We start from the raw sequence: 12,128 nt of genomic DNA, 5'->3' as shown, positions 1-12,128 counted from the left end.
CGGTGCTGGCGAGGGTGGGTTTCGGTGCGGCCGCGGCCGGGCGATCGGCCGGAAAACGAGAGGTCGAGGGCGTAGGGTCGATCGATGTGACCATTCGCCTCGGTTATCAGATGCCCAACTTCAGTTATGGTCGGTCGGTGCGGGAGTTGTTCCCGACCGTCATCGCGCAGGCCAGGGAGGCCGAAGCCGCGGGCTTCGACACCGTCTTCGTGATGGACCACTTCTATCAGCTGCCCGGTCTCGGCGCGCCGGATGCGCCGATGCTCGAGTCCTACACCGCGCTGGGTGCGCTGGCCACAGCGACCGAGCGAATTCAGTTGTCGGCGCTGGTCACCGGCAACACCTATCGCAATCCTGCGCTGCTCGCGAAGACTGTCACCACGCTCGACGTTGTGAGCGGTGGCCGGGCGGTGCTCGGGATCGGCGCGGGTTGGTTCGAGCTCGAGCACCAGTCCTACGGTTTCGAATTCGGCACCTTCACCGAACGCTTCGAGCGGCTCGATGAAGCGCTGCAGATCATCCACCCGATGCTGCGCGGCGAACACCCGACCTTCGAGGGCAAGTGGTACCACACCGAGAAGGCCATGAACGAGCCGAGGATTCGCGACGATCTGCCGATCCTGCTCGGTGGCGGCGGTGAGAAGAAGACCTTCGGTCTCGCCGCTCGCTACGCCGATCACCTCAACATCATCTGCAATGCCTCCGAGTTGCCCCGCAAGATTGCGGCATTGCACGAACGCTGCACCGAAATCGGACGTGACCCGAAGACATTGGAAGTCAGCTACCTGTGCTTCCTGATGATCGATGAGGACGGCGATCGGGTGCGCAAACAGCAGCAGGACATGATGCGCGGGATGGGTGTCGACCTATCGACCCTCTCCGAGCAGGAGCGCAGGCAAACTCCCGCCGACCGCCAATTCGTGGGCACACCAGCCGAAGTCGCCGAACAACTGCAATCGCGGGTGCTCGATCACGGTGTCCAGGGACTCATTGTCAATATGGTCACCAATGGCCACGAGCCCGGCGCGGTCGCTCTCGCCGGGCGCACCTTGGCGCCACTGGTCGACTGACCACTTCGCCACCGGGCCGCCGACGCGCCGATCGGTGCGAGCGACGGCCGACGAGCGCGTCGCGGGAATACCCTCGGCGCGTGACGATGTGGTGTGTTGCCGGTGCTCGCCATCCCGCGGATCGCCGCCGCGAAACCCTCGGGTCATCACTGGTGCTGTGCCTCGAAAGGATTGGTCGGTGGCGGTGAAGCAGGCGTCCTACGGTGTCGATGCGCCGTTTGTGTTGTTCATGCTCGCCGCGATCGCGGGTGTGTACGCCGTCACGACGGTCGTTGTCGGATACGCCCAGCATGTGGGCTGGATCTGGGTCTGGCTGCTGATTACCGCCGCGATGGCCGCGCAATTCGCGCTGTATCTGCACGCGACTCGACGCGGCAAATTCCAGGTCTGGGATCGGCTGCTCGACGAGCTCGACCTACGTGGTGACGAGTTGCTGCTCGATATGGGCTGCGGCCGCGGCGCGGTGCTGCTCGCCGGGGCCCGCCGACTGCCCGACGGTCACGCCGTCGGCGTCGACCTGTGGCGATCGGTCGATCAGTCCGGGAACAGCGCGGCGACCACCGAATGGAACGCGGCAGCCGAAGGCGTTGCCGATCGCGTCCAGTTGCACACCGGTGACATGACCGAGCTGCCGTTCGCGGACGGCGACTTCGACGTGGTGGTCTCCAGCCTGGCCATCCACAACATCAAAACCGCCGCAGGCCGCGCCGCCGCGGTTCGCGAGGCGTTCCGAGTCCTGCGCCCCGGCGGCCGCCTCGTCATCGCCGACATCGCCAAGACCCGCGAATACGCGGCGGTACTCACCGACCTCGGCGCCGTGGGGGTCGGTGTCGTGCCGCTCGGCTGGCGTATGTGGTGGGGCGGCCCATGGATGTCCACACGCGCTGTCACCGCCACCGCCCCCGGCTGACCCAGCGATCCAGCGGCCGGTTGCGTCTACTTCCACAGACGTAGTGCCGAATGGGAAGCCGGAAGATGCGGGGATAGCCGACCTCCACCCCGTAGCAGCCCGCCCCTTCCGCTACGGCGTCGTCCTCCTCCGCGCTGGACCCACTGAACCGCCCGTGAGCGGCACCTGGCTGCGGCAAACGCCGAGACCGGCTGCCCACCACGTGCCGCGCACCGCGGTCTCGGGGCTCGGGAGGCGATTTCGGGCGAGGCGGGGGTGTCTGGCACAATGGACCACCGTCCTTCCTGGACAGTGTCAGCCCGTCTCCGGTTACGTGCCGCGCGGCGGTCACACACTCCATGCGCAAAACCGGGCTCGCAGACCATGCGGGTCGCTGAATTGCGCCGTGACCACACTATGAAAGGCAATCAGCACATGGCTGTTCGCATCAAGCTCACCCGCCTCGGCAAGATCCGCAACCCGCAGTACCGCGTGGTCATCGCGGACGCCCGCACCCGTCGTGACGGTCGCGCCATCGAGAACGTCGGCAAGTACCACCCGAAGGAAGAGCCGTCGCTGATCGAGATCGACTCCGAGCGCGTGCAGTACTGGCTCGGTGTCGGCGCGCAGCCGACCGAGGCCGTGCAGCGTCTGCTGGAGATCACCGGTGACTGGCAGAAGTTCAAGGGCCTGCCCGGCGCCGAGGGCACGCTGAAGGTCAAGGCTCCGAAGACCTCCAAGCTGGACCTGTTCAACGCCGCGCTGGCCGCTGCCGACAACGAGCCGGTCGCCGACGCCGTCACCCCCAAGAAGAAGGCCGCCAAGAAGGACGAGGCCGCTGAGGCGCCCGCCACCGAGGCCGCCGAGTAATGAGTGCAGTCGTCGCCGATGCCGTCGAACATCTGGTTCGCGGCATTGTCGCCAATCCCGATGACGTCCGTGTCGAGCTGATCACCGGCCGTCGCGGACGCACCGTCGAGGTGCATGTCCATCCCGAGGATCTCGGCAAGGTGATCGGGCGCGGTGGTCGTACCGCGACCGCACTGCGCACCCTTGTCGCCGGTATCGGCGGACGGGGTATCCGGGTCGACGTGGTCGACACCGACGCCTAGATGGAACTCGTCGTAGGGCGGGTCGCCAAGTCGCACGGTGTGCGTGGCGAACTCGTCGTCGAGGTCCGCACCGACGAACCCGAGGCACGTTTCGCGCCGGGCACCACACTGCGTGGCCGTTTGGCGCGATCCAAAGAAGTCCGTGACTTCACCGTGGAGTCGGCCCGAGAGCATTCGGGCCGGCTTCTCGTGCATGTCGCCGGGGTTGCCGACCGCACCGCCGCCGACGCGCTGCGCGGCACGCTGTTCTTCGTCGACAGCGCCGACCTGCCGCCGTCGGAGGATCCGGACGAGTACTACGACCACGAGCTGGAGGGGCTGACCGTTCAGCTGACCGACGGCACCGTCGTCGGCAAGGTCACCGAGGTGCTGCATTCCGCTGCGGGAGAACTGCTTTCGGTGCGCGCCGCCGAAGACGGCAGGGAGATCCTGATCCCGTTCGTCAATGCCATCGTGCCCACGGTGTCGCTGGCCGACGGTCTCGTCGTCATCGATCCACCCGAAGGTCTCCTCGATCCGGAATGAAGGCGGGATGAGACACAGTCACCCAGTGCTCGTGCCGCCGCGGTGTGAGAACTCCTCTGCGGAGGGGTCGGCATGAAACTCGATGTCGTCACGATCTTTCCGGAGTATCTGGAGCCGTTGCGCACCGCGTTGCTCGGCAAGGCGATCGACAAGGGCCTGATCTCCCTCGGTGTGCACGATCTGCGCCGCTGGACGCACGACGTGCACAAGTCCGTCGACGATTCCCCCTACGGCGGTGGGCCCGGCATGGTTATGAAGCCGACCATCTGGGGCGACGCCCTGGACGAGGTCTGCCCCGACGAGGCGCTGCTGGTCGTGCCTACTCCCGCCGGTGTCCCGTTCACTCAGGCGACCGCGCAGCGCTGGGCCACCGAGCAGCACCTCGTCTTCGCCTGTGGCCGTTATGAAGGCATCGACCAACGCGTCTTCGATGATGCGGCCCGCCGGGTGCGCGTCGAGGAGGTCAGCATCGGCGACTATGTCCTGATCGGCGGCGAGGCCGCCGTCCTCGTCATGACCGAGGCGGTCGTGCGTCTGCTGCCCGGCGTCCTGGGCAATCAGCAATCACACCAAGAGGATTCGTTCTCCGACGGCCTCCTGGAAGGCCCGAGCTACACCCGCCCGGTGAGCTGGCGCGGACTGGAAGTCCCGCCGATCCTGCTGTCCGGCGACCACGCCAAGGTTGCGGCGTGGCGCCATGAGCAGTCACTCGAACGAACTCGCGCGCGGCGCCCGGATCTGTTGCCGCCGGACTGATTTCGCGCCACTTGCTGCCGCGGTGTCGGTGCGTCGACCCGGCAACCGGTCGACTACCGCGCCGGTGCTGGTGATCCGGGTCGATCACCGGCGATCGGTGCGTCCGGTCGATCTACGGCAGCAGGCCATGGCGGCGGGCGATCACGACGGCCTCGTGCCGTGAATGGGTATCGAGCTTGCTCATCACATTGCGTAGGTAGCTCTTCACCGTTTCCGGGCCGAGGGAAAGGCGTTGTGCGGCTTCCTGATTGGTGCAACCGAGCGCGATCTGAGACAACACGTCCAGTTCACGGCGCGATAGTCGCGGCGCATCCGGCGTCGGTGCCCCGGTCATGACGCGGGTCAGCCGTTCGCACACATCGTGCAGACGCGTGCGCAGCTTCTCATCCTCGGCCGTGCGCGCCATGCCGCGCAGTTCGGCATGGATATCGCGCAATTCCTCGGTGACCGCGGGCGCGGTGTCCGGGGTCGGTGCGGCCAGCTCGAGCAGTCGGATGCGCCGATCCACCTCGTCGCGGATGGCGATCTCGGCGGCGAGCCGCCGACCGGCCTCGACCATGAGATCGGCGGTGCGGTCACCGAGCGGTGAGCCACCGCGATTGGCGGCGTAGATGACTGCGCGGGAGTGGTCGTCCACGACCACCGGGACCGCGACAACGGAGCGGATGTGCTCGCCGGAGACCGGCGCGTCGTAGTGATGGGTGATCGAGGACGCGTTGCGGTAATCGGCGACCGACGCTGGTCGCCGCATGTCCATGACTCGGCCGCCGAGGCCGGAGGTGCGTAGCACCGACAGTCCGCGCAGCCCGTTGGTCATGGTGCCGACGAACTCCGTCAACAACAGTGCGTCGTTGTGCACCTCGCCGCCGAACACCACCGGGACCCCGGCCTTGTTCGCCACCCAGCGGATTTCGGCGCGCAATGCGTCACCGTCGCGTGGGCGCAGCAGGGGGGTGGTGTGGGTCAAACGACTCACCCCTTTTCGGGGGTAGTGGCGAACATGATGTGACCCACATCCTATTAGACGCGGGGTGAGGTGGATCACGGATGAGGAGAGGCGACATGAGCACGGACCTGAATGCGCGGGTGCGCGAGCTGCTGGAGCGTTATGACGGGCCCGACGCGTGTGCGGCGGAGCTGTTGTGCGACCGGCATTCGGAGGCCAAGGTCGCGTTCACGGTTGTCGATGCCGACCTCGGCTCGATCGACCTCACCTACGGTGAGCTCCGCGAGCGCTCGGCACGGTTCGCCGCGGCGCTGGCCGAGCAGGGTGTCGGGCCGGGGGATCGGGTCGCGACGCTGATGGCCAAGTCGGTGGATCTGGTGGTTGCCCTGCTCGGTATCTGGCGGCGCGGTGCGGTGCACGTACCGCTGTTCACCGCGTTCGCGCCGCCCGCCATTGCATTCCGATTGGCTGCCAGCGGCGCGGTGCTCGTCATCGTCGATGCCGATCAAGCGGGAAAGCTGGCCCCGGGTGCGGACATTCCGGCCGATGCGCCGTGGACGGTCGTGGTCGCCGGCGACGAGGCGACCACGCAGCTGCGGTTTGCCGATCTGCTCGCCGCGCACTCCGCCGATGATCCACGGGCCGTGGCGGTCGCCGTCGGCGGCGAGGGTCTGCTCGTGCAGCTGTTCACCAGCGGCACCACCGGTACGCCGAAGGGCGTCCCGATCCCGGTCCGCGCGCTGGCCTCCTTCCACGCGTATCAAGAGTTCGCGCTGGATGTCCGTCCGGAGGACGTGTTCTGGAATGCCGCTGATCCGGGCTGGGCCTACGGGCTCTATTACGCGATCCTCGGCCCGCTGGCCGCGGGCACGCGCAGTGTGCTGCTGCACGCGGGCTTCTCGCCCGCGCTCACCTGGCAGGTGCTCGCGCGCTTCGGCGTCACCAACTTCGCCGCCGCGCCGACGGTGTATCGAGCACTGCGGGCCGCCGACACCCCGGTGCCCGCGGGAGTGTCGCTGCGTCGGGCCTCCTCGGCCGGTGAGCCGCTCACCCCCGAGGTCGTCGCATGGTCCGCGCAGCATCTCGGGGTGGCCGTGCGCGACCACTACGGGCAGACCGAGCATGGCATGGTCATCTGCAACGCCTGGCACGACGAACTGGACACCACAGTGCCGATCGGCTCGATGGGCAGGCAGCTGCCCGGCTGGACCTGCGCGGTGCTCGCGGACGACGCCGACATCGAGGCGGCGCCGGGACAGCTCGGCCGTGTCGCCATCGACACCGAACGCAGCCCGCTGCTGTGGTTCCTCGGCTACCTCGACGCCCCCGAGCGCACCGCACAGCGCTACACCGCGGACGGGCGCTGGTATCTCACCGGCGATGCGGGCTCGCGGGATGCCGACGGCTTCTTCCGCTTCTCCTCCCGCGACGACGACGTGATCATCATGGCGGGCTACCGCATCGGCCCGTTCGAGGTGGAGAGCGTGCTCGTGCTGCACGAGCAGGTCGCGGAGGCAGCGGTGGTCGGCATGCCGGACGAGCTGCGCGGTGAAGTGCTCGAGGCATTCGTGGTGCTGCGCAACGGCTCCGCGGGCGACGAGGACCTCGCGCAGGAACTGCAGCGGTTGGTCAAGGAGAAGTTCGCCGCGCACGCGTATCCGCGCCGAGTGCATTTCGTGGCAGAGTTGCCCAAGACGCCGAGCGGCAAGGTGCAGCGGTTCGTGCTACGGCAGCAGGGGCGCAAGTGATGTTGTCGGTACCGCTGCCCAGCTATGCGTCGGGCATCTCGGACACGCCCCTGCTCGGTGACACCATCGGCGCCGATTTCGATCGGACGGTGGCCGCCCATCCCGACCGGGAGGCGTTGGTGGACTGCTTGTCCGGTCGCCGCTGGACCTATCGTCTGCTCGCCGACGCGATCGACACGCTGGCCACCGGCTTGGCGGCGCGCGGCATCGGCAAGGGTGACCGAGTCGGTATCTGGGCGCCCAACTGCCCGGAGTGGTTCATGGTGCAGTACGCGACGGCGAAGCTCGGCGCGATCCTTGTGAATATAAATCCGGCCTACCGCACCAGCGAATTGGAGTATGTGCTGCACCAAGCCGGGGTGCGGTTGCTGATTGCCGCGCGCGCCTTCAAATCGTCGGACTACGTCGCGATGATCGAGCAGGTCCGGCCGAAATGCGAAGGGCTGGAGCAGGTACTCGTGTTCGGCATGCCGGAATGGGATGCGTTGGTGCAGGGGGATATCGACGTCGATGGTCTTGCCCGGATTGCGGCGACACTGTCCACCGACGACCCGATCAACATTCAATACACCTCTGGTACAACAGGATTCCCGAAGGGCGCGACGCTCAGCCATCACAACATCCTGAACAACGGCTACTCCGTCGGCGAGCTCTGCGGCTACACCGAGCAGGACCGGATCTGCGTTCCGGTCCCGTTCTACCACTGCTTCGGCATGGTCATGGGCAATCTCGCGAGCACGAGCCACGGTGCGGCGGTGGTGATTCCGGCGCCGTCGTTCGACCCGATCGCGACCTTGCAGGCGGTGGCCGAGGAGCGGTGCACCTCCCTGTACGGGGTGCCGACCATGTTCATCGACCTGCTCACCGCACTGGACAGTGCGCCCGCTGACGCCGCGCCGGACCTCTCGAACCTGCGCACCGGCATCATGGCCGGTTCGCCGTGCCCGGTCGAGGTGATGAAGCGGGTGATCGACCGCATGGGCATGCGTGAGGTCTGCATCTGTTACGGCATGACGGAAACATCGCCGGTGTCCACCCAGACCCGCCGCGACGACAGCATCGAGCGTCGGACCGCGACCGTCGGCCGGGTCGGGCCGCATCTGGAGGTCAAGATCGTCGATCCGGCAACGGGTTCGACGGTGCCGCGCGGCGAACCCGGCGAACTGTGCACCCGCGGCTACTCGGTGATGCTCGGCTATTGGGAGCAGGCCGGGAAGACCGCCGAGGTGATCGACGCCGCCCGCTGGATGCACACCGGCGATATCGGCGTAATGGACTCCGACGGCTATCTGGCGATCACCGGCCGGATCAAGGACATGGTGATCCGCGGTGGCGAGAACATCTATCCCAGGGAAATCGAGGAGTTCCTCTACGCCCATCCCGACATTCTGGACGCCCAGGTGATCGGTGTCCCCGACCCGAAATACGGTGAGGAGCTGATGGTCTGGATCAGGATGCGTGCGGGCGCCGCGCCGTTGGACGCCGACGCGGTACGCGCGTTCTGCACAGGCAGGTTGGCGCACTTCAAGATTCCGCGGTACGTGCACATCGTCGACGAGTTCCCGATGACCGTCACCGGGAAGGTGCGCAAGGCCGAGATGCGGGAGCTGGCGAAGGACTTGCTGGGGTGATCACAGCCGTGCCGAACCGACCGGGTCGACGCCACATACACGTCGGTTCACCTGGGTGCGGCCTCGTTGTCAGCAGACGACGGTAGTGTCTGCGGACGTGACGACAGCGCCCGAGACCGCCAGTGCAGAGTCCAGCCCCAGTTCCGACAGTGCGAACCATGCCAGCGTCAACCGTCGCATCGCCGACGAGCTGGAGGTGCGCGAGAGCCAGGTCCGCGCGGCCGTCGAGCTGATCGACGCCGGCTCGACCGTGCCCTTCATCGCGCGTTACCGCAAGGAGGTGACCGGCGGTCTCGACGACGCGCAGCTGCGCCAGCTCGACGAACGCCTGCACTACCTGCGCGAACTCGACGAGCGCCGGGCCGCGATCGTCGAGTCGATCCGGAGTCAGGGCAAGCTCGAGCCCGCACTGCACCAGCAGATCATGCTCGCCGAGACCAAGGCCAGGCTCGAGGACATCTACCTGCCGTTCAAGCCGAAGCGCCGCACCAAGGCGCAAATCGCGCGCGAGGCGGGCCACGAACCGGTCGCCGACGCGCTGATCACCGATCCCGGCACCGACCCCGCGCAGTACACCGCTGAGCAGCTCGACGGCGCCCGCGCCATCCTGGTCGAACGATTCGCCGAGGACGCCGACCTGGTCGGTGAGCTGCGTGAGCTGATGTGGAACCGCGGTCGGATCACCTCGGCGGTGCGCCAGGGCAAGGAGGAGGCGGGCGCCAAGTTCGCCGACTACTTCGAGTTCAGCGAGCCGTTCACCAAGCTGCCCTCGCACCGGATTCTCGCGCTGCTGCGCGGCGAGAAAGAAGACGTGCTTTCGCTGCAGCTGGAGCCGGACACCGAGGAACTCGCGCCGGGTGAGCGCAGCATCTTCGAGGGCCGGATCGCCGTGCAGTTCGATATCGCCGATCGCGGTCGCGCGGCCGACAGCTGGCTGCTGGACGCCGTGCGCTGGGCATGGCGAACCAAACTTCAAGTGAGCCTTGGCATCGACACCAGGATGCGGTTGCGGCAGGCCGCGGAGAAGGATGCCGTCGACGTGTTCGCCGCCAACCTGCGCGACCTGCTGCTCGCCGCGCCTGCGGGCACCAGGACCACCATGGGCCTCGATCCGGGCTATCGTACCGGTGTGAAGGTCGCCGTCGTCGACGCCACCGGAAAGGCTGTTGCCACCGAGGTCATCTACCCGCACAAGCCGCACGGCCAGACCGAGAAATCGCTCGCTGTGCTGGGTGCGCTGGTCGCCCGGTTCGGCGTCGAGCTGATCGCCATCGGTAACGGCACCGCCTCCCGGGAGACGGATGCGCTTGCCGTCGAACTGATTTCGCGTATTCCGGAGAACAAGCCGACCAAGATCGTGGTGTCCGAGGCGGGCGCCTCGGTGTACTCCGCGTCGGCATACGCCACGCAGGAACTACCCGATATGGACGTGTCGCTGCGCGGTGCGGTATCGATCGCGCGCCGCCTGCAGGACCCGCTCGCAGAACTGGTGAAGATCGACCCGAAATCCATCGGCGTCGGTCAGTACCAGCACGACGTGTCCGAGACGCTGCTGGCCCGCTCGCTGGGCGCGGTGGTCGAAGATGCGGTGAACGCGGTCGGCGTCGACGTCAACACCGCTTCGGTGCCGCTGTTGTCGCGGGTTTCCGGCATTGCCGGTTCGGTCGCGGAAAGCATTGTGGCGCATCGGGATCAGAACGGCCCGTTCCGCAGCCGCACCGCGTTGCTCGACGTGCCGCGGCTGGGGCCGAAGGCGTTCGAACAGTGCGCGGGCTTCCTGCGCATCCGCGGCGGCGACGACCCGCTCGACACCTCCGCGGTGCACCCCGAGGCGTACCCGGTGGTGCGGCGCATCCTGGAATCGACCGGTAAGGGCATGACCGAACTGATCGGCAATACCGGGACGCTGCGCGCGCTGCGGCCCGCCGAGTTCACCGACGAGAAGTTCGGCGTGCCCACCGTCACCGACATCATCACCGAGCTCGAGAAGCCCGGCCGTGACCCGCGTCCCGAGTTCAAGACCGCCGAGTTCGCGGCGGGTGTGGAGAAGGTCGCGGATCTGAAGCCGGGCATGGTGCTGGAGGGTGTGGTCACCAATGTGGCCGCCTTCGGCGCATTCGTCGATGTCGGCGTGCACCAGGACGGTCTCGTGCACGTGTCGGCGATGTCGCACAACTTCGTCAAGGACCCACGCGAGGTGGTCAAGTCCGGTGACGTGGTCAAGGTGAAGGTGCTCGAGGTCGATGTCGCACGCCAGCGCATCGGGCTGTCATTGCGCCTGGACGACGAGCCGGGCACCCCGGCCAAGGGCGAGCGCGGTGACGGTCGCAGCCGCGGTCAGGGCGATCGTGGTCCTGGTAATCCCGGCCGTGGCGGGTCCGCCGGTGGCGGACAGCGGCAGAATGGTCAGGGTCGGTCGCAGGGACAGGGCCGCAGCCAGGGTCAGGGTGGCAATCAGCGCCGAAATGCGCCCGCGCCGACCGGCTCGATGGCCGACGCCCTGCGCCGGGCCGGCTTCGGACAGTAGGACCACAGGCGGAGGTATGTAGGCGGCCATGCGACGGTGGCTCGAAGACGATGTGATCGCGCAGGGCAGGCTTCCGCTGCTGTGCTTTTTGCTCGGGTTCATCGTCGGGTTCCTGTTGATCAGGCTCAGTGTTCGGCTGATCCGCAAGCAGGTGCGCTGGTGGCCGGGCAATCTGCGCTCCGGTGGGGTGCACATCCACCACATGGTGTTCGGGGTCATCCTGGTGCTGCTGTCGGGCATCGGGATGGTCACCATGTACCAGAACATAGACACCCTGACCGCGAGCCTGCTCGCAGCCGCTTTCGGTGTCGGTGCGGCCTTGACCCTCGACGAATTCGCGCTGATCTTCTACCTGCGCGACGTGTACTGGGAAGAGCAGGGCCGCACCTCGGTGGACGCGGTGTTCGTCGCGCTGGCCGTGACCGGGCTGCTCCTGCTCGGGTTCCACCCGCTGTGGTTGTTGGACATCAACGACTTTCGCCGCAATCCCAGCATCGAGATGCGCATCTTCGTCGTCGCGTTCTCGGTGGTGAACCTGGCGCTCGCGGCCATCGTCATCGCCAAGGGCAAGATCTGGACCGGCCTGTTCGGCATGTTCTTCCTGCCGTTGCTCTTCGTCGGTGCGTTCCGGCTGAGCAGGCCGGGTGCGCCGTGGGCACGCTGGCGCTACGGCGACCGACGCCGGATGATGTACCGATCGATAGTGCGAGAACGGCGTTATCGACGCCCGATGATCCGAGCCAAGATCTTCGTGCAAGACCTGATAGCGGGTAAACCCGACGTAGAGCACGTCCGTACTGCCGCCGAGGCGGAGTTGACCAGGACGGTCGTCCCTGCCCCACCGGCACCGCACCATCCCCACCGCCACCACCTCCCGTGGTCATCGGAGCACGAGACCCCTCACTGAGCGGCACCCCACGGCGA

11 protein-coding genes are annotated in these 12,128 nt (G+C 67.1%); 10 read left to right on the top strand and 1 reads right to left on the bottom strand.

Features of this window, described 5'->3' with window-relative positions; translation table 11 throughout:
- Nucleotides 1–86: 86 nt before the first annotated feature.
- The 6 genes from OHA42_RS32325 to trmD all read left to right on the top strand — a co-directional run bounded on the left by OHA42_RS32325 (nt 87) and on the right by trmD (nt 4,352).
- Nucleotides 87–1,070: an LLM class F420-dependent oxidoreductase gene (locus tag OHA42_RS32325; protein WP_406239766.1), complete on the top strand. Its 984-nt coding sequence runs from the start codon at nt 87–89 to the stop codon at nt 1,068–1,070.
- Nucleotides 1,071–1,299: 229 nt separating this feature from the next.
- Nucleotides 1,300–1,980 carry a class I SAM-dependent methyltransferase gene (locus OHA42_RS32320; protein WP_406239764.1) on the top strand — a complete coding sequence of 227 codons (681 nt, stop codon included), beginning with the start codon at nt 1,300–1,302 and terminating at the stop codon, nt 1,978–1,980.
- A gap of 414 nt (nt 1,981–2,394) precedes the next feature.
- The gene (rpsP, locus tag OHA42_RS32315) at nt 2,395–2,829 is read left to right on the top strand and encodes a 30S ribosomal protein S16 (protein ID WP_366527328.1); all 435 of its coding nucleotides are present in this window, start codon (nt 2,395–2,397) and stop codon (nt 2,827–2,829) included.
- Complete coding sequence (locus tag OHA42_RS32310) at nt 2,829–3,071, top strand: RNA-binding protein (protein WP_163822793.1); 243 nt, start codon at nt 2,829–2,831, stop codon at nt 3,069–3,071. The genes rpsP and OHA42_RS32310 overlap by 1 nt, the downstream gene beginning before the upstream one ends.
- Nucleotides 3,072–3,596: a ribosome maturation factor RimM gene (gene rimM / locus OHA42_RS32305; RefSeq protein ID WP_406231537.1), complete on the top strand. Its 525-nt coding sequence runs from the start codon at nt 3,072–3,074 to the stop codon at nt 3,594–3,596.
- Between the two features lie 72 nt (nt 3,597–3,668).
- On the top strand, nt 3,669–4,352 hold the full coding sequence (trmD, locus tag OHA42_RS32300; RefSeq protein WP_406231535.1) for a tRNA (guanosine(37)-N1)-methyltransferase TrmD: 684 nt from the start codon (nt 3,669–3,671) through the stop codon (nt 4,350–4,352).
- Between the two features lie 112 nt (nt 4,353–4,464).
- Here trmD and OHA42_RS32295 read toward each other — a convergent pair whose 3' ends face one another.
- On the bottom strand, nt 4,465–5,319 hold the full coding sequence (locus OHA42_RS32295; RefSeq protein WP_406231533.1) for a response regulator transcription factor: 855 nt from the start codon (nt 5,317–5,319) through the stop codon (nt 4,465–4,467).
- Between the two features lie 95 nt (nt 5,320–5,414).
- Between OHA42_RS32295 and OHA42_RS32290 the strand changes: the two genes are divergently transcribed.
- The 4 genes from OHA42_RS32290 (at nt 5,415) to OHA42_RS32275 (ending at nt 12,111) form a co-directional block, all read left to right on the top strand.
- Complete coding sequence (locus OHA42_RS32290; protein WP_406231531.1) at nt 5,415–7,046, top strand: AMP-binding protein; 1,632 nt, start codon at nt 5,415–5,417, stop codon at nt 7,044–7,046.
- A complete protein-coding gene (locus OHA42_RS32285) occupies nt 7,046–8,677 on the top strand; it encodes an AMP-binding protein (RefSeq protein WP_406239762.1) in 1,632 nt (543 codons plus the stop codon). Before OHA42_RS32290 ends, OHA42_RS32285 begins: the two co-directional genes overlap by 1 nt.
- Before the next feature lie 97 nt (nt 8,678–8,774).
- Nucleotides 8,775–11,204 carry a Tex family protein gene (locus OHA42_RS32280; RefSeq protein ID WP_406231529.1) on the top strand — a complete coding sequence of 810 codons (2,430 nt, stop codon included), beginning with the start codon at nt 8,775–8,777 and terminating at the stop codon, nt 11,202–11,204.
- Between the two features lie 28 nt (nt 11,205–11,232).
- Nucleotides 11,233–12,111, top strand: a complete 879-nt coding sequence (locus OHA42_RS32275; protein ID WP_406231528.1) for a hypothetical protein — start codon at nt 11,233–11,235, stop codon at nt 12,109–12,111.
- The last annotated feature ends 17 nt before the right edge of the window (nt 12,112–12,128 follow it).

It is taken from the genome of Nocardia sp. NBC_01009 (genome assembly GCF_045208035.1).
Classification (GTDB): domain Bacteria; phylum Actinomycetota; class Actinomycetes; order Mycobacteriales; family Mycobacteriaceae; genus Nocardia.
Note: the sequence above shows the minus strand (reverse complement) of the source record. Positions and strands in the feature narration are given on the sequence as shown.